This window comes from Streptomyces sp. NPDC045899 (assembly GCF_056431485.1).
In genome coordinates, this window is the sequence record NZ_JBWKKP010000029.1 from 42,468 (window position 1) to 65,328 (window position 22,861).

At 72.0% G+C, this 22,861-nt stretch carries 18 protein-coding genes; 13 read left to right on the forward strand and 5 right to left on the reverse strand.

All coding sequences use genetic code 11. The features are described from left to right. Window positions 1–15 precede the first annotated feature (15 nt). The 3 genes from AC07FT_RS31380 to groL all read left to right on the forward strand — a co-directional run bounded on the left by AC07FT_RS31380 (window position 16) and on the right by groL (window position 3,348). The gene (locus AC07FT_RS31380) at window positions 16–1,089 is read left to right on the forward strand and encodes a polysaccharide deacetylase family protein (protein ID WP_479179374.1); all 1,074 of its coding nucleotides are present in this window, start codon (window positions 16–18) and stop codon (window positions 1,087–1,089) included. Window positions 1,090–1,319: 230 nt separating this feature from the next. Next, complete coding sequence (gene groES / locus AC07FT_RS31385; protein WP_254743762.1) at window positions 1,320–1,628, forward strand: co-chaperone GroES; 309 nt, start codon at window positions 1,320–1,322, stop codon at window positions 1,626–1,628. 94 nt (window positions 1,629–1,722) lie between these two features. Next, the gene (groL, locus tag AC07FT_RS31390; protein ID WP_479179376.1) at window positions 1,723–3,348 is read left to right on the forward strand and encodes a chaperonin GroEL; all 1,626 of its coding nucleotides are present in this window, start codon (window positions 1,723–1,725) and stop codon (window positions 3,346–3,348) included. A 112-nt stretch (window positions 3,349–3,460) separates the two neighbouring features. On the opposite strand, the gene AC07FT_RS31395 is transcribed toward groL, so the two are convergent. Beyond that, window positions 3,461–4,234 (reverse strand): SDR family NAD(P)-dependent oxidoreductase, encoded by a 774-nt coding sequence (locus AC07FT_RS31395; RefSeq protein WP_471203412.1) that lies wholly within the window; start codon window positions 4,232–4,234, stop codon window positions 3,461–3,463. Window positions 4,235–4,301: 67 nt separating this feature from the next. Here AC07FT_RS31395 and AC07FT_RS31400 point away from each other — a divergent pair, with 67 nt between their 5' ends. Further along, window positions 4,302–5,210: a LysR family transcriptional regulator gene (locus tag AC07FT_RS31400; RefSeq protein ID WP_432587094.1), complete on the forward strand. Its 909-nt coding sequence runs from the start codon at window positions 4,302–4,304 to the stop codon at window positions 5,208–5,210. 52 nt (window positions 5,211–5,262) lie between these two features. Here the strand turns inward: AC07FT_RS31400 and AC07FT_RS31405 are convergent, their stop codons facing one another. Beyond that, on the reverse strand, window positions 5,263–5,580 hold the full coding sequence (locus AC07FT_RS31405) for a WhiB family transcriptional regulator (RefSeq protein ID WP_176181258.1): 318 nt from the start codon (window positions 5,578–5,580) through the stop codon (window positions 5,263–5,265). A 408-nt stretch (window positions 5,581–5,988) separates the two neighbouring features. On the opposite strand from AC07FT_RS31405, the gene AC07FT_RS31410 reads away from it, so the two are divergent. The 4 genes from AC07FT_RS31410 to AC07FT_RS31425 all read left to right on the forward strand — a co-directional run bounded on the left by AC07FT_RS31410 (window position 5,989) and on the right by AC07FT_RS31425 (window position 10,347). After that, on the forward strand, window positions 5,989–6,600 hold the full coding sequence (locus AC07FT_RS31410; RefSeq protein ID WP_003948568.1) for a response regulator transcription factor: 612 nt from the start codon (window positions 5,989–5,991) through the stop codon (window positions 6,598–6,600). 288 nt (window positions 6,601–6,888) lie between these two features. Continuing rightward, window positions 6,889–7,500, forward strand: a complete 612-nt coding sequence (locus AC07FT_RS31415; RefSeq protein WP_254743752.1) for a sigma-70 family RNA polymerase sigma factor — start codon at window positions 6,889–6,891, stop codon at window positions 7,498–7,500. A gap of 126 nt (window positions 7,501–7,626) precedes the next feature. Continuing rightward, a complete protein-coding gene (guaB, locus tag AC07FT_RS31420; protein WP_479179377.1) occupies window positions 7,627–9,129 on the forward strand; it encodes an IMP dehydrogenase in 1,503 nt (500 codons plus the stop codon). A gap of 90 nt (window positions 9,130–9,219) precedes the next feature. Then, window positions 9,220–10,347 (forward strand): GuaB3 family IMP dehydrogenase-related protein, encoded by a 1,128-nt coding sequence (locus tag AC07FT_RS31425; protein WP_471203406.1) that lies wholly within the window; start codon window positions 9,220–9,222, stop codon window positions 10,345–10,347. Window positions 10,348–10,432: 85 nt separating this feature from the next. Here the strand turns inward: AC07FT_RS31425 and AC07FT_RS31430 are convergent, their stop codons facing one another. Next, the gene (locus AC07FT_RS31430) at window positions 10,433–11,125 is read right to left on the reverse strand and encodes a hypothetical protein (protein WP_479179378.1); all 693 of its coding nucleotides are present in this window, start codon (window positions 11,123–11,125) and stop codon (window positions 10,433–10,435) included. Between the two features lie 532 nt (window positions 11,126–11,657). Between AC07FT_RS31430 and AC07FT_RS31435 the strand changes: the two genes are divergently transcribed. From AC07FT_RS31435 to AC07FT_RS31445, 3 genes are all read left to right on the forward strand, one after another. Further along, on the forward strand, window positions 11,658–12,815 hold the full coding sequence (locus AC07FT_RS31435; protein ID WP_471203403.1) for a rod shape-determining protein: 1,158 nt from the start codon (window positions 11,658–11,660) through the stop codon (window positions 12,813–12,815). A gap of 143 nt (window positions 12,816–12,958) precedes the next feature. Then, window positions 12,959–15,187 carry a DUF6049 family protein gene (locus AC07FT_RS31440; RefSeq protein WP_479179379.1) on the forward strand — a complete coding sequence of 743 codons (2,229 nt, stop codon included), beginning with the start codon at window positions 12,959–12,961 and terminating at the stop codon, window positions 15,185–15,187. 158 nt (window positions 15,188–15,345) lie between these two features. Then, complete coding sequence (locus AC07FT_RS31445) at window positions 15,346–15,957, forward strand: TetR/AcrR family transcriptional regulator (RefSeq protein WP_431775468.1); 612 nt, start codon at window positions 15,346–15,348, stop codon at window positions 15,955–15,957. 86 nt (window positions 15,958–16,043) lie between these two features. On the opposite strand, the gene AC07FT_RS31450 is transcribed toward AC07FT_RS31445, so the two are convergent. Next, on the reverse strand, window positions 16,044–17,315 hold the full coding sequence (locus AC07FT_RS31450) for a nucleotide sugar dehydrogenase (protein WP_479179380.1): 1,272 nt from the start codon (window positions 17,313–17,315) through the stop codon (window positions 16,044–16,046). A gap of 200 nt (window positions 17,316–17,515) precedes the next feature. Here AC07FT_RS31450 and AC07FT_RS31455 point away from each other — a divergent pair, with 200 nt between their 5' ends. Further along, window positions 17,516–19,222, forward strand: coding sequence for a glycerol-3-phosphate dehydrogenase/oxidase (locus AC07FT_RS31455; RefSeq protein ID WP_479179381.1), 1,707 nt, complete (start codon window positions 17,516–17,518; stop codon window positions 19,220–19,222). A 73-nt stretch (window positions 19,223–19,295) separates the two neighbouring features. Here the strand turns inward: AC07FT_RS31455 and AC07FT_RS31460 are convergent, their stop codons facing one another. Further along, window positions 19,296–20,468: a serine hydrolase domain-containing protein gene (locus AC07FT_RS31460; protein WP_479179383.1), complete on the reverse strand. Its 1,173-nt coding sequence runs from the start codon at window positions 20,466–20,468 to the stop codon at window positions 19,296–19,298. Between the two features lie 200 nt (window positions 20,469–20,668). Between AC07FT_RS31460 and AC07FT_RS31465 the strand changes: the two genes are divergently transcribed. Beyond that, complete coding sequence (locus AC07FT_RS31465; RefSeq protein ID WP_479179384.1) at window positions 20,669–22,777, forward strand: serine/threonine-protein kinase; 2,109 nt, start codon at window positions 20,669–20,671, stop codon at window positions 22,775–22,777. Window positions 22,778–22,861 lie beyond the last annotated feature (84 nt).

Below are 22,861 nucleotides of genomic sequence, written 5' to 3' on the forward strand. Positions count from 1 at the left end.
CCGAAGATCACATATATGCCGATGATCAAGAATGGGTTCTCGCGGTGTCTGGTCCTCACCACCGCGGCGGTCGTGCTCACGGGCTGCGGAAGCCTTAAGGGCCCCGGTCCGCTCGCCCGGACCACCGTGGACACCGCCACGGCCGCGGAGTCCCCGGCCCCGCAGACCGCGGGGCGTTCACCCACCGCACCGCCACCGGCGGCGCGCCCCCCGGAGATCTCCGCGGCCCCGGACCACTCCCCGCCGCCGGTCTCCCCGGTTCCGGAAGGGGCGTCCGGTCCGGCCGCCGCACCGTCCCCGGCCCCCGGTGGGTCCGGCGCCCCCGGCGGGTCCGGCGCGCCCGGCGGGTCCGGCGCGCCCGGCCCCTCGCGGGCCGGCTCCGCCCCGGCGGGTGACCCCGAGGCGTACCGCAGATGGGGTCTGGACCGGCCGTTGGACCAGCCGCCGCCCCCGCCCGCCGCCAAACCGCCGCTCGTCCTGGAGGAGCCGTCCGAGGAGGGGCTGCCGCCGGTCATCCGCCGGGTGCAGACCACCGATCGGGTGGTCTTCCTGACGATCGACGACGGCATCGAGAAGGACCCGGGCTTCGTGGAGCAGGCCCGCGATCTCGGACTCCCCTTCACCGGCTTCCTCACCGACAACGTGATCGGCGACCGGTACGACTACTTCGACGAGCTCCAGCGGCTCGGCAACCCGATGGAGAACCACACCCTCACCCACCCCAGCCTGGCCGGGCTCGACTACGACACCCAGCGGCAGGAGATCTGCGGCCAGCGGGACAACCTCCGCGACCGCCTCGGCCGCGAGCCGCGGCTGTTCCGCCCGCCCTACGGCGCGTACGACGGGACGACGCTGCGCGCGGCGGCGGACTGCGGGGCGCGGACGGTGGTGCTGTGGCGCGCCGAGATGGAGCCGGGCGGGATGGCCTACCGGTCCGGGGGCGCGCTCCAGCCGGGGGACATCGTGCTCGCGCACTTCCGCGGACCGGAGCAGCTGGAGGGCGCGTCCATGACCGACATGATCACGTCGATGCTGCGGGCGATCCAGGAGCAGGGCTTCACGGTGGCGCGGCTGGAGGACTACGTCTGAGGGGGCCGGGCGGGTCCCGCGGCGGGGTGGCGATCGGTGCCCGTCCCCGCATCGCCTGGCACTCTAGTTGACTGAGTGCTAACCGCGTCATAATGTCGAGGCTGGCACTCGGCAGTGTGGAGTGCCAACCACACAGCGACGGGCAGGTCCGGCACCCGCGACGACGGATCCACCTGGTCGCCACCTCAGACAGTTAACCCCGTGAGATCTCCGAAGGGGGAGGTCGGATCGTGACGACCACCAGCTCCAAGGTTGCCATCAAGCCGCTCGAGGACCGCATCGTGGTGCAGCCGCTCGACGCCGAGCAGACCACGGCTTCCGGTCTGGTCATCCCGGACACCGCCAAGGAGAAGCCCCAGGAGGGCGTCGTCCTGGCCGTGGGCCCGGGCCGCTTCGAGGAAGGCAACCGTCTTCCGCTCGACGTCGCCGTCGGTGACGTCGTGCTCTACAGCAAGTACGGCGGCACCGAGGTGAAGTACAACGGCGAGGAGTACCTCGTCCTCTCGGCTCGCGACGTCCTCGCGATCGTCGAGAAGTAATCACCGAAGATTTGCCTATGAGCCGCGTCCCGGTGCCCGTGTCACAGATACCCGGGGTCGGGACGCGGTTCGTTTGAGAGGACATACGCAACTCATGGCGAAGATCCTGAAGTTCGACGAGGACGCCCGTCGCGCCCTCGAGCGCGGCGTCAACAAGCTGGCGGACACGGTCAAGGTCACCATCGGTCCCCGCGGCCGCAACGTGGTCATCGACAAGAAGTTCGGTGCCCCGACCATCACCAACGACGGTGTCACCATCGCCCGTGAGGTCGAGGTCGAGGACCCGTACGAGAACCTGGGCGCCCAGCTCGTCAAGGAGGTGGCGACCAAGACCAACGACATCGCGGGTGACGGCACCACCACCGCCACCGTGCTGGCCCAGGCGCTGGTCCGCGAGGGCCTGCGCAACGTGGCCGCCGGTGCCTCCCCGGCCGCCCTGAAGAAGGGCATCGACGCCGCGGTCAAGGCCGTCTCCGACGACCTCCTGGCGACCGCCCGCCCGATCGACTCCAAGTCCGACATCGCCGCCGTGGCCGCGCTGTCCGCCCAGGACAAGCAGGTCGGCGAGCTGATCGCCGAGGCGATGGACAAGGTCGGCAAGGACGGTGTCATCACCGTCGAGGAGTCCAACACCTTCGGCCTGGAGCTCGACTTCACCGAGGGCATGGCCTTCGACAAGGGCTACCTCTCGCCCTACATGGTGACCGACCAGGAGCGTATGGAGGCCGTCCTCGACGACCCGTACATCCTGATCCACCAGGGCAAGATCGGCTCGATCCAGGACCTGCTGCCGCTGCTGGAGAAGGTCATCCAGGCCGGCGCCAGCAAGCCGCTGCTGATCATCGCCGAGGACGTGGAGGGCGAGGCCCTGTCCACCCTCGTCGTCAACAAGATCCGTGGCACCTTCAACGCCGTCGCGGTGAAGGCCCCGGGCTTCGGCGACCGCCGCAAGGCGATGCTCGGTGACATGGCGACCCTCACCGGCGCCACCGTCATCGCCGAAGAGGTCGGCCTCAAGCTGGACCAGGCCGGTCTCGACGTGCTGGGCACCGCCCGCCGCGTGACCGTCACCAAGGACGACACCACCATCGTCGACGGTGGCGGCAAGGCCGAGGACGTCGCCGGCCGGATCGCCCAGATCAAGGCCGAGATCGAGAGCACGGACTCCGACTGGGACCGCGAGAAGCTCCAGGAGCGTCTGGCGAAGCTGGCCGGCGGTGTCTGCGTGATCCGCGTGGGCGCGGCCACCGAGGTCGAGCTCAAGGAGAAGAAGCACCGTCTGGAGGACGCCATCTCCGCGACCCGCGCCGCGGTCGAGGAGGGCATCGTCTCCGGTGGTGGCTCCGCTCTGGTGCACGCCGCCAAGGTGCTCGAGGGCAACCTCGGCCTGGACGGCGACGAGGCCACCGGTGTCGCCGTGGTCCGCCGCGCCTCGGTCGAGCCGCTGCGCTGGATCGCCGAGAACGCCGGTCTCGAGGGCTACGTCATCACCTCGAAGGTCGCCGAGCTCGAGAAGGGCCACGGCTACAACGCCGCCACCGAGGAGTACGGCGACCTGGTGAAGGCCGGCGTCATCGACCCGGTCAAGGTCACCCGCTCCGCGCTGGAGAACGCGGCCTCGATCGCCTCGCTGCTGCTCACCACCGAGACCCTGGTGGTCGAGAAGCCGGCCGAGGAAGAGGCCGAGGCCGGCGGCCACGGCCACGGCCACGCGCACTGACGCGAGCCCGACGCCACGAAGGCGCGGCCGTCCCGGGAGGGGCGGCCGCGCCTTCGCGCTGCGCGGTGACCGCTGAGGCGACTGCCGGCCGGTGGTCCACCGGCCCGGTGGACTACCGGCGCGCGTAGTTGCGGCCGACCCGGGAGGAGACCGCCGACACCGCCGCCCTCGGGACCAGCTTCGCCAGCCCCGTCATCGTCTTGTAGCGCGGGTCCGGGATGGACAGCGACTTCCCGCGCGAGAGGTCCTTGAGCGCCGACGCGACCAGCTTGTCCGCGTCCAGCCACATCCAGCTCGGCACACTGTCCGGCTTGATCCCCGCCCGCGCGTGGAACTCCGTGCGCACGAAGCCGGGGCACAGCGCCATCAGCCGGACGCCCGAACTCGCCAGGTCCTTCGCCGCGCCCTGGGTGAACTGCACCACCCACGCCTTGCTCGCGCCGTACGTCCCGCGCGGGAAGAACGCCGCGATCGACGCCACGTTGATCACCCCGCCGCGGCCCCGGTCGCGCATCGTCCCGCAGGCCGCGCTGGTGAGCCGGAGCACCGCCTCGCAGTGGAGCCTCAGCATCCGCAGCTCGTCGGTGAGCGGCGCCTCCAGATAGCGGCCGCGGTTGCCGAACCCGGCGTTGTTGACGAGCAGATCGACCGGGTGGGTGCGGTCCTCCAGCCGGGCCTCGACCGCCGCGATGCCCGCCTCCTCGGACAGGTCGGCCCGCAGCACCTCGACCTCCACGCCGTGCCGGTCGTGCAGGTCCGCCGCCTGGTCGCGCAGCCGCTTCTCGTCACGGGCGACGAGCACGAGGTTGTGCCCGTCGGCGGCGAGCCGGCTCGCGAAGGCGGCGCCGATGCCCGCGGTGGTTCCGGTGATCAGTGCAGTCGTCATAGCCGCACGTTATCGGCCGCGGCGGGAGATCCCGGTCCGGGTCCAAGGGGCGCTTATGCTCAAAGACATGATCGAGGCCCGTCACCTCCGAGTGCTGCGCGCGGTGGCCGCCACCGGTTCCTTCTCCGCGGCGGCGCGTGAGCTGGGCTGCACCCAGCCCGCGGTCAGCCAGCAGATGAAGGCCCTGGAGGGCGCCGCGGGCACCCCGTTGCTGATCCGCACCGGCCGGGAGATGCGGCTGACCGAGGCGGGTGAGGCCCTGGTGCGGCACGCCGCGGGGATCCTGGCCGGGCTGACCGCCGCCGAGGAGGAGGTCGCGGCGATCGCCGGGCTGCGGGCGGGCCGGGTGCGGCTGGTGTCGTTCCCCAGCGGCAGTTCCACGCTGGTGCCGACGGCGCTCGCCGGGATGCGCGCCGCCCACCCCGGGACCCGGGTCTCGCTGGTGGAGGCCGAACCGCCGCGCTCGGTGGAGATGCTCCGGGCCGGTGACTGCGAGATCGCCGTGGCCTTCCGCTATCCGCAGGCCGATGACGCGGTGGAGGCGGGCGGCGGCTGGGAGGACCTGGTGGCCCGGCCGCTGCTGAGCGACCGGCTGGTGGTCGTGGTCCCGCGGGAGCACCGGCTGGCCGGGGCCGGGACGGTCGGAATGGCGGAGCTGGCGGAGGAGCCGTGGATCGCGGGCTGTCCGCGCTGCCGCCGTCATCTGGTGGAGGTCTGCGAGTCCGAGGGCTTCACACCGCGGATCGACTTCGCGACGGACGACTACCCGGCGGTGATCGGGCTGGTGGCGGCCGGGCTCGGGGTCGCGGTGCTGCCGGAGCTGGCGCTGGAGTCGGTGCGCGCCAAGGGCGCGGTGACGCTGGAGGTCAAGCCCGCGGTGCGGCGCGAGGTGGTGGCGCTGACGCTGCCGGACCTGGCGCGGGTGCCCGCGGTGGCGGCCACGCTGGACCGGCTGGAGTCCGCGGCGCGCCGCTGAGGTCCGCTTCGCGGATGGAACGTTTCTTCTATCGATCGGCCCCGGAATCCGGTCAGGATCCGGGAGGCCCTGACGAGGTGGCCACCGCGCGGTGCCGCGCCCGTCCCATGAGCTCCTCGCGCTCGTCCTCGGTCAGTCCGCCCCACACGCCGTACGGCTCGCGTACGGCGAGTGCGTGAGCCGCGCACTGCGCCCGTACCGGGCAGCGCATGCACACCTCTTTCGCCGACATCTCCCGCGCGCTGCGGGCAGCGCCGCGCTCCCCCTCCGGGTGGAAGAAGAGCGAGCTGTCGACCCCGCGACACGCGGCCAGGAGCTGCCAGTCCCACAGGTCGGCGTTCGGACCGGGAAGACGGGAGAAATCTGCCATTGCCTTATCTCCTCGAAGCGATCGACTGCGGACGCTGTGTCCTGGGTTGTGCACCTACGGTGTAAGTAGATGTAAATATGACTCATTGCGAATCTAGCCACACAGGTCGGCAAATTGGAAGCAAGGTCGCCAAATGCCACCGAAGGGGATGACCTGGGGGAGACCGATGGGGGAGAGGCGCTGGCGCGCGGCAGGCGCGACGAAGCAGCTCTGTATCCGAGCCCTCACGTAGAGTGTCGAAGGTGGCCGCCGAACCCCGTAACTCTTTCGGGTGACCGTCGTTGAGAGTGCGGAGGCGGTTGATGGGTAAAGCTCTCGGACAGATATCCGGGGCTGTCAATCGCTCAGGTGACGATATGTACCAGCCTGGAGGCTCAAGGTGACGCGCATCAGCTGCGGAGGACGGCCATGACATCCGTCCTCGTCTGCGACGACTCCCCGCTTGCCCGAGAGGCACTGCGCCGCGCGGTGGCGACCGTGCCCGGTGTCGAGCGTGTGACGACAGCGGCCAACGGCGAGGAAGTCCTCCGCCGCTGGGGTGCCGACCGCTCGGACCTGATCCTGATGGACGTACGGATGCCCGGTCTCGGCGGAGTCGAGACCGTGCGGCGGCTGCTGTCCGCCGACCCCGGCGCCCGGATCATCATGCTCACGGTGGCCGAGGATCTCGATGGAGTGGCGCTGGCGGTGGCCGCCGGTGCCCGTGGCTATCTGCACAAGGACGCCTCGCGCGCCGAGCTGCGGGCCACGGTGACCCAGGCGCTGGCCGACCCCACGTGGCGGCTGGCGCCGAGGCGGCTGCGGTCCGCCGAGATGGGCGCGGCCCCGACCCTCACCGCCCGGGAGATCCAGGTGCTGGAGGGCATGAGCCACGGCCGCTCCAACGCGGAGATCGGCCGTGAGCTGTTCCTCTCCGAGGACACGGTCAAGACGCACGCCCGGCGGCTCTTCAAGAAGCTCGGCGCTTCGGACCGGGCCCATGCCGTGGCCCTCGGATTCCGCTGGGGGCTGGTCCGCTAGCGGACCAGCCCCTATCGACGTGCAGCGCAGCGGGGGCGCGACGGTCCCCGCCCGCCTGGTGGCGGGCGGGGCGAGAGCGTGTGCGGCGGCCGCTGTGGCGGCGGCTTGTATCAGTTCCCCGCGCGATGCCGCATCCTTGATGGTGTGGAGTTCCTCGGGGACGAGTCGGTCGGGCGTGAGGGGAGAGCGCAGGACGTGACGACAGCCGGCGCACCTGCTCATAACGCTTCAGCGCACAACCAAGGACGCGGTGCCACGGAGCCTCCGGGCCCAAGGCACCATGGACGGATGCGCGACGACGAGAGGCCAGGGGCCCCCACGGGCGGTGCCCCGGCGGCCACGGGGCCGATCGGCGCCCTGGTCGGGCGCGCCGTCGAGGGGGATGAGCAGGCGACCCATGACCTGCTCGCCCATGTGCACCCGCTGGCCCTGCGCTACTGCCGTACGCGGCTGTCCAGGCTGCCCGGGGACGCCCGGCATTTCGTGGACGACCTCGCGCAGGAGGTCTGTCTCGCGGTGCTCTGCGCACTGCCGCGCTACCGCGACACCGGTAAGCCCTTCGAGGCGTTCGTCGTGGCCATCGCCGCGCACAAGGTCGCCGACCTCCAGCGCGCCGCCATGCGGCACCCGGGGAGCACCGCCGTGCCCTCGGACGAGATGCCGGAGCAGCCGGACGACTCCCTGGGGCCCGAGGAGCGGGCGCTGCTCAGCAGTGACGCGGAGTGGGCCAAGAAGCTGCTCGCCAATCTCCCGGAGAACCAGCGCGAGCTGGTGCTGCTCCGGGTCGCGGTCGGGCTGACCGCCGAGGAGACCGGACAGATGCTCGGGATGTCGCCCGGAGCGGTACGGGTCGCACAGCACCGGGCCCTCAGCAGGCTGCGCGCGCTCGCCGAGCAGTGACCGCGCGCCGGCTCTGATCAGCGGCATTGTGCGGGTGCGCACAGTTGTCCACAGGGCGGGATGGGGCACCCGGGATGGCCGTTAGCATGGGAGTCCGCGCTGGGGCAAGACCATTGGAAGGGTGTCATGACTGACAACGTCGACGGAGTGCCTGAGAAGTTCGCGATGCTCGGGCTGACGTACGACGACGTGCTGCTGCTGCCGGGCGCCTCCGAGGTGCTGCCGAACGCGGTCGACACCTCGTCCAGGGTCTCGCGGAACGTCCGGGTGAACATTCCGCTGCTGTCCGCCGCCATGGACAAGGTGACCGAGTCCCGGATGGCCATCGCCATGGCCCGGCAGGGCGGCGCGGGCGTGCTGCACCGCAATCTGTCCATCGAGGACCAGGCGAACCAGGTGGACCTGGTCAAGCGCTCCGAGTCCGGCATGGTGACCGACCCGATCACCGTCCGCCCGGACGCCACCCTCCACGAGGCGGACGCGCTGTGCGCGAAGTTCCGCATCAGCGGTGTCCCGGTGACCGACGCGGCGGGCAAGCTGCTCGGCATCGTCACCAACCGGGACATGGCCTTCGAGGTGGACCGCGGCCGTCAGGTCCGCGAGGTGATGACCCCGATGCCGCTGGTCACCGGCAAGGTGGGGATCTCCGGCGAGGACGCGATGCAGCTGCTGCGCCGCCACAAGATCGAGAAGCTGCCGCTGGTGGACGTCGCCGGGGTGCTCAAGGGTCTGATCACGGTCAAGGACTTCGTCAAGGCCGAGCAGTACCCGAACGCTGCCAAGGACGCCGAGGGCCGGCTGGTCGTGGGCGCGGCCGTGGGCGTCGGCGACGAGGCGTACGACCGGGCCCAGGCGCTGGTCGAGGCCGGGGCCGACTTCCTGGTGGTGGACAGTGCCCATGGGCACAGCCGGGGCATCCTCGACATGATCGCCAAGGTGAAGTCCAATGTCTCCGTCGATGTGGTGGGCGGAAATGTCGCCACCCGGGACGGCGCCCAGGCGCTGATCGACGCCGGGGTGGACGGGGTGAAGGTCGGCGTCGGTCCGGGCTCCATCTGCACCACCCGTGTGGTCGCGGGCATCGGTGTGCCCCAGGTGACCGCGATCTACGAGGCCGCGCGGGCGTGCCACGCGGCCGGTGTGCCGCTCATCGGTGACGGCGGGCTCCAGTTCTCCGGTGACATCGCCAAGGCCATCGCCGCCGGCGCCGACACCGTGATGCTGGGCAGCCTGCTGGCCGGGTGCGAGGAGTCGCCGGGTGAGATGGTCTTCATCAGCGGCAAGCAGTTCAAGTCCTACCGGGGCATGGGCTCGCTGGGCGCGATGCAGTCGCGCGGCCAGGGCCGGTCGTACTCCAAGGACCGTTACTTCCAGGACAACGTGCTCTCCGAGGACAAGCTGGTGCCCGAGGGCATCGAGGGCCAGGTGCCCTACCGCGGTCCGCTGGCCTCCGTCGCCCATCAGCTCGTGGGCGGTCTTCGGGCGTCCATGGGCTACGTCGGCTCGGCCGATGTGGCGGAGCTGAAGGACAAGGGCCGCTTCGTGCGGATCACCGCGGCCGGTCTCAAGGAGAGCCACCCGCACGACATCCAGATGACCACCGAGGCGCCGAACTACTCCGGCCGTTGACGCCCGTGCCCCGCGCGACCCCGGCCCACGGGGTCCGTGCGGGGGACAGGGATACTGGTACGGCAGATTCAGGCAGCGAAAGGCACCCACGTGACTGAGATCGAGATCGGGCGCGGCAAGCGCGGCCGCAGGGCGTATGCGTTCGACGACATCGCCGTCGTGCCGAGTCGTCGTACCCGGGACCCGAAGGAGGTCTCGATCGCCTGGCAGATCGACGCCTACCGCTTCGAGCTGCCGTTCCTGGCCGCGCCGATGGATTCGGTGGTCTCCCCGCAGACCGCGATCCGGATCGGTGAGCTGGGTGGTCTCGGCGTTCTCAACCTCGAGGGGCTGTGGACCCGCTACGAGGACCCCGAGCCGCTGCTGGCGGAGATCTCCGAGCTGGACGAGCACACCGCCACCCGCCGGCTGCAGGAGGTCTACGCCGAGCCGATCAAGGAAGAGCTGATCGGCCAGCGCCTCAAGGAGGTGCGTGACGCGGGCGTGGTGACCGCCGCCGCCCTGTCGCCGCAGCGCACCGCGCAGTTCTCCAAGGCCGTGGTGGACGCCGGGGTCGACATCTTCGTGATCCGCGGGACCACGGTCTCCGCCGAGCATGTGTCGGGCGCCGCCGAGCCGCTGAACCTCAAGCAGTTCATCTATGAGCTCGATGTGCCGGTGATCGTGGGCGGTTGTGCCACCTACACCGCGGCGCTGCACCTGATGCGCACCGGTGCGGCCGGTGTGCTGGTCGGCTTCGGCGGCGGTGCCGCGCACACCACCCGTAACGTGCTGGGCATCCAGGTGCCGATGGCCACCGCGGTGGCCGATGTCGCCGCCGCCCGCCGGGACTACATGGACGAGTCCGGTGGCCGCTATGTGCATGTGATCGCCGACGGCGGTGTCGGCTGGTCCGGCGATCTGCCGAAGGCCATCGCCTGTGGTGCGGACGCGGTGATGATGGGTTCGCCGCTGGCCCGTGCCACCGACGCGCCCGGCCGCGGTCACCACTGGGGCATGGAGGCCGTCCACGACGAGGTGCCGCGCGGCAAGCGGATGAACCTGGGCGCGGTGGGCACCACCGAGGAGGTCCTGCTCGGCCCCTCGCACACCCCGGACGGTTCGATGAACTTCTTCGGCGCGCTGCGCCGGGCGATGGCCACCACCGGCTACTCGGAGCTCAAGGAGTTCCAGCGGGTCGAGGTCACGGTCGCGCCCTCGCAGCACGACAACCGCTGACGTTCCCAGTCGTTCCACAGCATGGGGAAGGCCCCGACCGCGATGCGGTCGGGGCCTTCCCCATGTGCGTGGTGTGCCGTGGGCGTCAGCGGTTGCTGAGGCGGAAGGCGGAACCGATGGCGGCGACCGGAGCGAGCGCCATGAAGATGTAGGTCACCGCGTCCGAGTCCTCCTTCCAGGCATCGAGGATGCTGCTGTCCGGGGCGGCCGGCACCAGCGGCTCGGTGATGTGGTTGAAGAAGATCTCCAGCGCGGAGGTGTGCTCGATCCCGGCCGCCTCGAGCTGTCCGGCGGGCATCTTGTCCAGCAGGTCGGCCATGATCATGGAGTAGCCGAGGAGCTCACCCATGAAGACGGCCGCCAGCGCGAGCACCGCGCCGACGACCCACAGGCCCACGTTACGGCCGCCGAACTTGGCGACGACGAAGCCGATCAGACCACCGAGCGCGACACCGGCGTAGGCGAACTGGGTCACCTCCACCTCCGCGCCGTCCGTGTCGGCCATCGCGCTCAGCAGGAACGCGTAGAGGAAGGCGCCCACGAGCGCGGCGACCACGGCGGCACCGACGGCCAGGAGCGGGTTCCCCGGGCGGCCCTGCGGCGCCGGCGGCGGGAAGCCGCCGCCGAACTGCGGCTGCGGGGCGCCGTACTGGGGCTGCTGCGGAGCGCCACCGTACTGCGGCTGCTGCGGCTGCTGCTGCGGGTAGCCGTACCCGGCCGGCTGCTGGGGCTGCTGGGGCTGCTGAGGCTGCTGAGGCTGCTGCCAGTTCTGGCTCATGGTGATCCCCCGGGGATGAAGGTGGAGATCCGCGTTCCGGGGACAGCCTTGACCTGCGGTGCGGTGGGCTGGGAACGCGGACGAATAGTTCGCGCCATTAAACTAACAGCAGGGCATGACAACGGGACAAGTTGTGTCTGGGGTCCGTGACATGGCTGGGACCGGAAGGAGACACGGCGCCCGGCATACCTGGACAACCCGGGTGCTTCCCGGTGATCCTTTTCGCTACGAGATAATTTTCCGTACCTGTAACGGCGGAGAGTGCCGTGTCGTTCCGCACCGGGACCTCTCGTAATCGGCCACCCGACCGAAGTGGTCGACCGGGGTATCCGCCGTAGCCCGGAAACTCTCCCCCTCATCTGCGTCGCGATGCCGATCAGTTGCCCGGCGAACGCGCGGACCGCGGCGCGCGGTACGCCGATTGTTTCCCCGGAGATCCGCGCTCCCCGTGGTCCGTGCAGGACGCTCCCGCTGAGTCCACGGTGGGGAGCGGCGACAGGACAGAATCCGGCATAAGCAATAATGTCAACTTATGGCGCAGAACAAGTCGTTCACAGGACGAGACATGGGCATCGACCTGGGCACCGCGAACACGCTGGTGTACGTCCGGGGCAAGGGAATCGTGCTCAACGAGCCGTCGGTCGTGGCCGTCAACACGGTCGACGGCAATGTGCTGTCGGTCGGTTCGGCGGCGAAGGAGACCATGGGGCGGACCCCGACGAACATCGTCGCCGTCCGGCCGCTGCGTGATGGCGTGATCGCCGATTTCGAGATCGCGGAGCGGATGCTCAGGTACTTCATCAAGAAGGTCGCGGGCAGCCGTCGGCTGGCCCGGCCCCGTGTGGTGGTCTGTGTGCCCTCCGGTATCACCGGCGTCGAGCGGCGTGCGGTGATGGAGGCCGCCACCCAGGCCGGTGCGCGTCAAGTGCACCTGGTCGAGGAGCCGATCGCGGCGGCGATCGGCGCCGGGCTGCCGGTGAGCGAGCCGACCGGCTGCATGGTGGTGGACGTCGGCGGCGGGACCACCGAGGTCGCGGTCGTCTCCCTGGGCGGCATCGTCACCGCCCGCTCGGTCCGGGTGGCGGGGGACGCCATGGACACCGCGATCACCGCGTATGTGAAGAAGCACTACGCGCTGGCGATCGGTGAACGGACCGCGGAGGAGATCAAGGTGAGCATCGGCTCGGCGGCGCCGGGCGGTTCGCTCCCGGCTCCCCGGCCCGGGGGCGCCGTCCGGCAGTCCGAGCGGAATGTGGAGGTCGTCCTCCCGGGTGACAGCGGCGATCCCGAGGACACCCAGGCGCTGTTGCCGCCGGACCGCTGCACCATCCGCGGCCGTGACCAGGTCACCGGTCTCCCCAAGGTGCTCGAACTGACCGCGGAGGAGGTACGGCACGCACTCGGCGAACCGGTGGACAGCATCGTGGCGGCGGTCCGCTCCACGCTGGACGAGACCCCGCCGGAGCTCGCGGGCGACATCATGGACCGCGGCATCGTGCTGACCGGCGGCGGTGCCATGCTGCGCGGGCTGGACGTCCGGCTGAGCCGTGAGCTGGACATCCCGGTGCTGGTGGCCGACGACCCGCTGGACTGTGTGGCCATCGGCACCGGCCGCTGTGTGGAGGACTTCGCCTCTCTGCGGACCGCCATGGAGGCACGCCCCCGCCGCCTCGACACCGTCCGGGTCTGACGGCCCGTACGGGCCCCGTGGCCCGTACGCCGCCGGGCCCGGCGCCCCCGTCCACCTCGCCGCCTTCCGGTGTCCCGCCGCGCCCCGACGGCCCCCGGCCGGGGTGTCCGGGCGTGCGGCGGTGCGGTGGCCGTGGTGGGCTGGTGGCACCGCGTCCCGAGCGGCGCGGGCGGACGGGAGGTGCGGGCGTCGAGGTGACGGCAGTCCTGCGCGGGGCACACGGACGAGCGGTCGGCGTGGCCGTCGCCGTCCTGGCCGCGCTGGCCACCGTCCTGTCCTCCGCCGTCGCGCTGCCCACCGGACCCGAAGGACCCGCCGGACCACGGTCCGTCAGCCGGGTGTCCTATCCGACCTCCGTCGAACTGGAGTCGCTGAACCCCTCGGTGGTGCGGCAGGGAGGGGAGCTGAGGATCAGCGGAACCGTCACCAACACCTCCGGCCGCCGGATCGGTGCCGGCCGCCTCGGCGTGCGGATCGGTGCGCAAGGGGCGATCGACACCCGCGGCGGACTCGCCGCCGTGGCCGGACGCACCGTCCTGGGCCGCGCCGACGGCCCGTCCGTACCGGACCGCACGGCCGGGGTCGCCGCCCTCGCGCCCGGCGCCGCGCACCGCTTCCGGCTCACCGTGCCCGTACCGGACCTGGGCCTCGACGGACCCGGGGCGTTCGCGCTCACCGTGGACCTCGCCCGTGAGGACGGCACGGTCCTCGGGCTGACACGCGATTACCTCTGTGCCTATCCCGACGGCACCGGTCTGGAGCCGCTGCACACCACCGTCCTGTGGCCGATCACCGATGTCCCGCATATGGAGGCGCTGACCCGGCGCACCTCCGACCAGGCGTTGCCGGTGTTCCGCGACGACGCGCTGACGTCGTCCCTCGGCCCCGGCGGACGACTGCGGCGGCTGGTCGAGGCGGGCCGGGACCAGCCGGTGACCTGGGTGATCGACCCCGATCTCATCGTCCAGGCGCAGGCCATGGCCGACGGCTACCGAGTGGCCAGGACCCCCGGCGGCACCGATCCGCAGGACGCCACCGAGGGCGAGGGCGGCGACGCGGCCGCGGACTGGCTGGCCGCGCTGCGCAAGGCGGTCCACGGCCGGGACGTCATCGCTCTGCCGTACGCGGACCCGGACCTGGCCTCCCTCGCACGCGCCGGTGACGAGTCGCTGGCCGGGCTGTTGCGGCGGTCGTCCCGGGCGGGCCGGACGGTCGTCGACCGGGCGCTGGCCACTCATGCCCGCGCCGATGTGGCCTGGCCCGCGGGCGGCGCCGTGGACGGCGCGATCGCCGCGTACACCCGGCGGCTGGGCCTGAGCACGGTGCTGGCCTCCGGCGGCACGGTCGGCCCGTCCGCCGCGCTGGTCGCCGGGGGCGCGACGGACGACGGTGCCGTGGCGCTCGGCGGCGGGACGACCGCGCTCACCTACGACACCACCATCGCGGCCCTGCTCTCCCAGGGCCTCCAGGGCTCCCACGGCGAGTCCGCCTCCGGAGCGGCCGCCGGGCTGCGGCTGCGGCAGCGGCTGCTCGCCGAGACGCTGACCGCCGTACGGGAACTGCCGTACGCACGCCGCGACCTGGTGGTGGTGCCACCGCGCCGGATGCCCGTCGCGACCGCGGACGTCCTGCTCGGAGCGCTCGCCGACGGCCAGAAGGCCGGCTGGCTGGAGCCCACCCGGTTCGAGGTGGCCCTGCGCGAACCGGAGCCGGGCGAGGTGCGGAACTACGACGGCTATCCGGTGGGGCTGCGCGCCTCGGAGCTGCCGCCCGCCCGGCTCGCGGCCGTCGCCCGGGACCGGCGGCGGCTGTGGGCGCTGGCGAAGGTGCTGTCGGACGCCCGGGCCACCACCGCCTCCGTACGGGCCGCCATGGCCCGTTCCCTGTCGACCGCCTGGCGCGGCGACGCGGCGGGCGGCGACGCCTACCAGCGGGGCGTGGCGCGCTATCTGACCGCCTCGATGGGCTCGGTGCGGCTGGTGCCCAAGGCGAAGGTGGTGGTGGCCGGGGGCACGGCGGTCATCCCGGTCACCGTCGACAACGGACTCCAGCAGGACCTCACCGGGGTCGAACTGCGGGTGCTCTCCAGCCGTCCGGAGCGGCTGAGCACCCTGGACCGCTCGGTGCGGGTCCGGGCGGACCGGGCGGTGAGCCGGACGGTACGGGTCCGGGTGAGCGCGTACGCCAACGGACCCGTGCGGCTGACCGCCCGGCTCCACACCACCGCGGACGGCAGGCCCTGGGGCGAGCCGATGACGTTCACCGCGGATGTGCGCTCGGTGCCCTCCGGTGCCATCGCGTTCGTCGGCGGCGGGGTGCTGCTGATCGTGCTGGCCGCGACGGTCCGGCTGCGGCGCGCGCGCAGGGCGTGAGCCGGCGGCCGTGTCCGGGCCCCCTGGCGGTAGGGGGCCGGGGCCGTACAGTGGGGCGGTTTCCGACACGCCGCATGCCGTCATCCGCGTCGTCCGGCGTGACTGCCGTGAACAGCAGCAATGAGCCGTGAAGGCCGTGAAGCCGTGGAGGTTGCCGCATGACCATCGAGGTCCGCAAGCGCACCGGCCGGAGACCCGGCGCGACGGAGAGTCGCGACACCATCCTGGGGGTGGCCCAGCGGATGTTCGCGGAGGGCGGCTTCGACGGCGCCTCGGTGCGGTCGATCGCCAGGGCCGCGGGGGTCGACGCCGCCCTGGTCCACCACTTCTTCGTCTCCAAGGAGGGTCTGTTCGCCGCCTGTATGCGGGACGCGATGCGCCCGGAGCTGCTGCTCGGTCCGGTCCTGGACGGCGGGGTGGAGGAGCTGGGGGAACGGCTGGTCCGGGCCTTCCTGCGGTTATGGGAGGAGGAACCCACCCGGGCCAAGCTGCTGTCGATCCTGCGCTCGGCGGTCTCGCACCCGGCGTCGGCGCGGACCGTGCGCGGGTTCATCGCCCGTGAGGTGCTGGGCCGGGTGGCCGAGCGGGCGGGCGGACCGCGCCCGGAGGTACGGGCCGGGCTGATCGGCTCCCAGCTGGTGGGGCTCGCGCTCACCCGCTATGTGCTGGAGATACAGCCGCTGGCCTCGCTGGACCGCGAGGTGGTGGTGGACACGGTCGGGGCCACGGTCCAGCGGTATCTGACGGAGGAGCTGCCGGGCGTCGCCTAGCCGGGCCGCCATGGACCGGGGGCGGGGCGCGCACCTCGGCGGGGCGGACGGTTCCGCCGCCCGCCCCCGGCCGTGGCGCCCCGCCGTCAGAGCCGGTGGGCGGTGCCTGCCGGGCTCGCCCCACGGGTGTCCAGCAGCAGTTGGGCCTTCACCGCGAGTCCTTGCAGGTCGTACGCCCGGTGGTGTTGCAGCAGCACGGTGAGGTCCGCGTCGGCCGCCGCCTCGTACAGCCCGTCCGCGCGCTCCACCCGCTGTCCCCGCACCCGCCACTGCGGTACGTAGGGGTCGTGGTAGCTGATCTCGGCGCCCAGGTCCATCAGCCGGGACGCGATCTCCCGGGCGGGCGAACCCTCCTCGTCGGCGATATCGGGCTTGTAACCGACGCCCAGCAGCAGGACCCGGGCGCCGCGCGCGGACTTGCCGTACTCGTTGAGCAGGGCCGTGCAGCGCTGGGTCACATAGCGCGGCATCCGCCCGTTGACCGCCTGCGCCAGCTCGACCATCCGCAGCGGGAGTCCGAGGCCGCGCTGCTGGTAGGCCATGTGGTCGTGGTCGACGGCCACCCCGTGGCCGCCGACACCGGGGCCGGGGCGGAACGCCTGGAAGCCGAAGGGCTTGGTCTCGGCGCAGCGGACCACGTCCCACAGGTCCACACCCAGGTCGTGGCAGTACACGGCCATCTCGTTGACCAGGGCGATGTTGACGTGGCGGTAGTTGGTCTCCAGGACCTTCACGGTCTCCGCCTCGCGGGGGCCGCGGGCGCGCACCACCTTCTCGGTGAACCGGCCGTAGAAGGCGGCGGCGGCCTCGGTGCAGGCGGGGGTGAGGCCGCCGATCACCTTGGGGGTGTTGGCCGGGCCGTGGGCGCGGTTGCCGGGGTCGAGGCGGCAGGGGGAGTAGGCCAGGTGGAAATCGCGTCCGGCCAGCAGTCCGGAACCCCGCTCCAGAACCGGACGCAGGAATTCCTCGGTGGTGCCGGGGTACACGGTGGATTCCAGCAGGACAGTGGTGTGCGGCCGCAGCCGTGCCGCGAGCGTACGGGCCGCTTCGGCGACCGCCGTCAGGTCCAGCTTGCGGTCCTCGCCCAGCGGGGTCGGGGCGCAGATCACCGCGGTACGGACCCGGCCCAGCTCGGCGGGGTCCGCGGTGGCCTGGAAGCCACCGGCGGTCATCCGGCGCAGATCGGCGGTGGACAGCCGGCCGTCCCCGGCCCCGGAAGGCAGCCGGCCGGCCCGCAGATCGGCGATCAGGCGCGGATCGGGGTCGTAGCCGACGGTGCGGATGGCGGCGGCGGTGGCGGCCTGGGCGAGGGGGAGACCGAGATGGCCGAGTCCGATGACGGCGAGATCTGCGGGCATGACTGCGAGCCGTCCTTCCCGAGGTGATTCCGGATGGCGCAAAGGCAGACTAAGCGGAAATATGACTCGTATTCAGTATTGGTGGGGGGTGTTGGTCCGGTGTTGCGGCAGTGGGTGGAGCAGCGCCATGGCATGGCGAGGAGAAAGCCAGGAAAATCTCTGCACGTGCGACGTGATGTCGATCACAACGGGAGGCAGCGGTGAGGACACCGGCACTGGGACCGGCCGAGCGCGGCGAGGCGTTGGCCCGGATGGCGGACCGTGAGCTGGACGTGCTGGTCGTGGGCAGCGGGGTGGTCGGTGCGGGCACCGCGCTGGACGCCGCGACCCGCGGTCTGGAGACCGGTCTGGTCGAGGCCCGCGACTGGGCCTCGGGTACCTCCAGCCGGTCCAGCAAACTGGTCCACGGGGGCTTGCGCTATCTGGAGATGCTGGACTTCGCCCTCGTCAGGGAGGCCCTGAAGGAGCGCGGACTGCTGCTGGAGCGGATCGCCCCGCATCTGGTGAAGCCGGTGCCGTTCCTCTACCCGCTCAAGCACCGGGGCTGGGAGCGGCTGTACGCGGGGGCGGGGGTCGCGCTCTACGACGCGATGTCGGTCTCCTCCGGACACGGCCGCGGACTGCCCGTGCACCGCCATCTGACCCGGACCAAGGCGTTGCGGGTGGCCCCCTGCCTGCGTAAGGACACCCTGGTCGGGGCGTTGCAGTACTACGACGCCCAGGTGGACGACGCCCGCTTCGTCACCGCCCTGGTGCGGACGGCCGCCCGCTACGGCGCGCACGTCGCCAACCGGGCGCGGGTGGTCGGCGTCCTGCGGGAGGGCGCGCGGGTGGTCGGCGCCCGGGTGCACGACCTGGAGCAGGGCGGTGAGTTCGAGGTCCGCGCCCGTCAGGTGGTGAACGCCAGCGGGGTGTGGACGGACGAGACCCAGGCGCTGATCGGTGAGCGCGGCCAGTTCCACGTCCGCGCGTCCAAGGGGATCCACCTCGTGGTGCCCCGGGACCGGATCCACTCCACCACCGGGCTGATCCTGCGCACCGAGAAGAGCGTGCTGTTCGTGATCCCCTGGGGCCGTCACTGGATCGTCGGCACCACCGACACCGACTGGGACCTGGACAAGGCCCATCCGGCCGCCTCCAGCGCCGATATCGACTACCTGCTGGAGCATGTCAACGAGGTGCTGGCGGTACCGCTCACCCGCGATGACGTGGAGGGGGTCTACGCCGGGCTGCGCCCGCTGCTGGCCGGGGAGTCCGACGCGACCAGCAAGCTCTCGCGCGAGCACACGGTGGCCCACCCCGTACCGGGCATGGTGGTCGTCGCGGGCGGCAAGTACACCACCTACCGGGTGATGGCCAAGGACGCGGTGGACGAGGCGGTGCACGGCCTCGACCGCCGGGTCGGGCCGTGCGTCACCGAGGAGGTGCCGCTCGTCGGTGCCGTGGGGTACAAGGCGCTGTGGAACGCGCGGGCCCGGATCGCCTGCCGCTCCGGGCTCCATGTGGCCCGGGTGGAGCATCTGCTCAACCGCTACGGCGCGCTGGCCGACGAGGTGCTGGAGCTGATCGCCCAGGACCCCTCCCTCGGCGAACCGCTCCAGGGCGCCGACGACTATCTGCGCGCCGAGGCCGTCTACGCCGCCTCCCACGAGGGCGCCCGCCACCTCGACGACGTACTCACCCGCCGCACCCGCATCTCCATCGAGACCTTCGACCGCGGTACGCGCACCGCGCGCGAGGTGGCCGAGCTGATGGCCGGGGTGCTGGGCTGGGGCCAGGAGCAGATCGACAAGGAGGTCGAGCACTACGAGAAGCGGGTGGAGGCCGAACGCGAGTCGCAGCGGCAGCCGGACGATCTGACGGCCGACGCCGCCCGGCTGGGCGCGCCGGACATCATCCCGCTCTGAGCGCGGTGGTCTCGCGGCCGGGCCGGGCCGCCGCCCGGCCGCGACTGCCGGAGGGGAAGCCGGCTACCGCCTTCTACGAGTGGCGCGCCGTGTTGCGCGGACAGAACGCGGCCTTGAGCAGGGCCGATTCATCGGCGGACGAGGGCCGGGCGCCACTGTTGAGCCGGTAGGCGAGAGCGCGGTGCCCGTCCGCGGTGGAGACGGCCAGCGCGTAGGACCCGGGGATCTCCCCGTTGTGCCCCCAGAGGGTGATCCCGCAGGGCAGCCGCACCGGGAACAGCCCCATGCCGTACCGGCCGTGGGAGGCCGAGGTGTCCCGCAGTGTGCGCAGCCCGGCGCTGCCCGCCAGCCGGCCGCGCTGGACCCCGGCGACCAGCCGGTTCAGATCGTCGAGGGTGGAGACCATCTCGCCCGCGGCCCCCGCCGCCGAGGGGTTGAGGTCGGTGATGTCCCGTCGGGCGCCGTCCGCCCCGGAGTACGCGCGGCCGTGCGGAGCGGGAAGCGTGGTGCGGGTGCCGGGGAAGGACGTGGCGTCCAGACCGAGCGGCCGCAGCACCAGCCGCCGTGCCTCCTCGGCGTACGGACGGCCGGTGACCCGCTGGATCACCATGCCCAGCAGGACGTAGTTGGTGTTGGAGTAGCGCCAGTCGGTCCCGGGCCGGAAGGACGGGCGGTGGGAGACGGCGATGCGGACCAGCGAGGCCGGGGTACGGGTGCGGCTCCCGGCGGCGGACAACTGCCGGGCGAACCCGGGGTCGGCGGTGTAGTCGTACAGACCGCTGGTGTGGGTGAGCAGCTGACGGATGGTGATGCGCCGCCCGTCGTTCCCCTGACCGGTCACCAGCCCCGGCAGCTGGCTCGCGACGCTGTCGTCGAGCCGCAGCCGTCCCTGGGCGGCCAGCCGCAGCGTGGTCGCCGCGATGACGGTCTTGGTGAGGCTCCCCGCGCGGAAGTGGTCATTCCGGTGGATCCGCCGTCCGGTGCGGACATCGGCCACGCCCACCGCGGTGAACCGCGTCCCCCGTCCGTCCCGGACCAGCACCGCCGCGCCCGGTGCGGCCCCGTCGGCCATCAGCGCGCGGAGCGCCGTCCGTACCGCGGCGTCCCGGGACGCCCGCGCGCTCGCCGGTGTCTCCCCGCCCGCACCGCCGTTCGCGCCGCCGTGGCCGCAGCCGGAGAGCGCGGCCGAAAGAGTGACGGCGAGCGCGGCCGTCACCGCGGCCGGCCGCACGGGGCCGGTCGGCACACCGCTCCGCCTGTGCCATCGTAGGGCGGAGATGGGCATGACACGGGCCTTCCTTCTCTGCGTATACAGCGATGTTCGCAGGTGTCGCGGAGGGCGGCGCGCCGCGCCGTGGACCCCGGACTTCCGCGGGTCCGCGGATGAGAGACAATGGTCGCTCTCCCAGGGTGGGTTCAGGGTGGGTTGATTTGCAGAGGGGTCGCATGTCGGAGGCGGAGAAGACGCAGGGCTCGACCGGGCGCCTCCTCGCCGGTCGGTACCGGCTCGGGGAGATCCTCGGGCAGGGCGGCATGGGAACGGTCTGGCGCGCGAGCGACGAGACCCTCGGCCGTACGGTCGCGGTCAAGGAGCTGCGGTTCCCGTCCAGCGTCGACGAGGACGAGAAGAGACGGCTCATCACCCGTACGCTGCGCGAGGCGAAGGCGATCGCCAGGATCCGCAGCAACGGGGCCGTCACCGTCTATGACGTGGTCGACGAGGACGACCGGCCCTGGATCGTCATGGAGCTCATCGAGGGCAGCTCGCTCGCCGATGTGGTCCGCGACGACGGCCCGCTCACCCCGCGCCGCGCCGCCGAGGTCGGCCTCGCCGTCCTCGATGTGCTGCGCGCCGCCCACCAGGCGGGCATCCTGCACCGCGACGTCAAGCCGTCCAACGTGCTGATCTCGGACGACGGCCGGGTGGTGCTGACCGACTTCGGTATCGCCCAGGTCGAGGGCGACCCGTCGGTCACCTCCACCGGCATGCTCGTCGGCGCGCCCTCCTACATCTCTCCCGAACGCGCCCGCGGCCACAAGCCGGGCCCGCCCGCCGACCTGTGGTCGCTGGGCGGTCTGCTGTACGCCTCGGTGGAGGGCGTACCGCCCTACGACAAGAGCACCGCCATAGCCACGCTCACCGCCGTGATGACCGAGCCGGTGGAGCCGCCGAAGAACGCGGGTCCGCTGGAGGAGGTCATCTACGGCCTGCTCGACAAGGACCCCGACCGCCGGCTGGACGACGCCGGTGCGCGAGCGCTCCTGGAGGACGCGCTGAGCGCCCCGGAGGGCTCCGCCACCCCGCCGCCCGCCGATGCCACCCGCACGATGACGCTGCCGCCCGCCCCGTCGGCGGAGGAGGAGGCCGCGGCCAAGGCCAAGGAGTCGGCCGTATCGGAGCGCAGGCGTGGCGCGCTGCGTTCGGTGCGCAACGCGGCGGCGGCCTCGGCGGCCAAGCGGTCGGAGAGCGGGCGGAAGTCCGGTTCGGGATCGGGGTCGTCGGGCGCCGGTGCCGCGGCCGCCGCGGGGTCGGGGGCCAAGTCCCCCAAGACCGCGTCAGGTTCCGGTTCCGCGTCGGGTGACGGAGGGGCGGCCGGGTCCGCGGCGGCGAAGAAGGCGGCCGCCGGGAAGAAGACCGCCGCGAAACAAGCCGCCGCGAAGAAGAAGGCAGCGGCCGCTTCCGCGTCGTCGTCCCGGTCCCCGGTCAACCCGGAGCCGCCCGAGCCGCCGCGCGCCTCGCTCACCGATGTGGTGCCCAGGCGCACACTGATCATCATCGCCGTGGCCGTGGTCCTCGCGATCCTGGCCGTCGTTCTGGTCATCACCCTCGACAACGGTGACAGCAACGACGGCGCCAAGGGCACCTCCGGTGGCGACAAGGCCGCTTCGGCCGGTGCCGGGGACGAGGCGAAGAGCCAGAAGGGTGATGCCGCGCGGACCGGCGGGGCGGACCGGAAGTCCCCGGGGTCGGAGGCGTCCGGCAAGGGGTCGGACGAGGACGACCGCTCCGGCAAGGGCGGCGGCAAGGGCTCGGACGACGAGGGCGGCGGCAAGGGCGAGGACTCCGGCGGCAAGGGCGGGGGCAAGGAGAGCGGTTCGCTCCCGGACGGCTACAAGATGTTCAAGGGCACCGACTTCCCCTTCACCATGGCCATGCCGGACAACTGGCAGGTCCACCCCGGGAGCTACGCCGGAAGCCGCAGGTACTACGGCGGCTCCACCGTTCCGCGTATCCAGATCGACTTCACCGATGCGCCCCGGGACGACGCGGCGGCGGACTGGCGCGCGAGCGAGAAGGGCGCCCCGGGCCGGATGACCAACTACAGGGGTCTGGGCGTCAAGGAGATCGACTGGCACGGCTATCCGACGGTCGCGGACTGGAAGTTCGAGTACGAGACCGGCGGCAAGCGGGTCCGGGCGATCAACCGCGGGTTCAAGGTGGACAGCACCCACGGCTTCGCCATCGTGGTCACGTGCGAGGCGTCCAAGTGGGACGAGAAGGAGTGCAGGACGCTGCGCGACACCGCCTTCAAGACCTTCGACGTCACGGACTGAGCACTCCTGTCGGCGAAGCGCCGCGCGGGCACGTATCGTGAGAGGCCGTGGACCGTGCGCAGCCGTATGGACCGGCAAAATGAC

Coding starts and splice junctions, on each gene's coding strand:
- AC07FT_RS31415 (WP_254743752.1), top strand. CDS start 6,889: ATGCGCGACGACGAGAGGCCAGGGGCCCCCACGGGCGGTGCCCCGGCG.
- AC07FT_RS31465 (WP_479179384.1), top strand. CDS start 20,669: ATGTCGGAGGCGGAGAAGACGCAGGGCTCGACCGGGCGCCTCCTCGCC.
- AC07FT_RS31395 (WP_471203412.1), bottom strand. CDS start 4,234: ATGACGACTGCACTGATCACCGGAACCACCGCGGGCATCGGCGCCGCC.
- AC07FT_RS31430 (WP_479179378.1), bottom strand. CDS start 11,125: ATGAGCCAGAACTGGCAGCAGCCTCAGCAGCCTCAGCAGCCCCAGCAG.
- AC07FT_RS31400 (WP_432587094.1), top strand. CDS start 4,302: ATGATCGAGGCCCGTCACCTCCGAGTGCTGCGCGCGGTGGCCGCCACC.
- AC07FT_RS31380 (WP_479179374.1), top strand. CDS start 16: ATGCCGATGATCAAGAATGGGTTCTCGCGGTGTCTGGTCCTCACCACC.
- guaB (WP_479179377.1), top strand. CDS start 7,627: ATGACTGACAACGTCGACGGAGTGCCTGAGAAGTTCGCGATGCTCGGG.
- groL (WP_479179376.1), top strand. CDS start 1,723: ATGGCGAAGATCCTGAAGTTCGACGAGGACGCCCGTCGCGCCCTCGAG.
- AC07FT_RS31405 (WP_176181258.1), bottom strand. CDS start 5,580: ATGGCAGATTTCTCCCGTCTTCCCGGTCCGAACGCCGACCTGTGGGAC.
- AC07FT_RS31450 (WP_479179380.1), bottom strand. CDS start 17,315: ATGCCCGCAGATCTCGCCGTCATCGGACTCGGCCATCTCGGTCTCCCC.
- AC07FT_RS31445 (WP_431775468.1), top strand. CDS start 15,346: ATGACCATCGAGGTCCGCAAGCGCACCGGCCGGAGACCCGGCGCGACG.
- AC07FT_RS31410 (WP_003948568.1), top strand. CDS start 5,989: ATGACATCCGTCCTCGTCTGCGACGACTCCCCGCTTGCCCGAGAGGCA.
- AC07FT_RS31435 (WP_471203403.1), top strand. CDS start 11,658: ATGGCGCAGAACAAGTCGTTCACAGGACGAGACATGGGCATCGACCTG.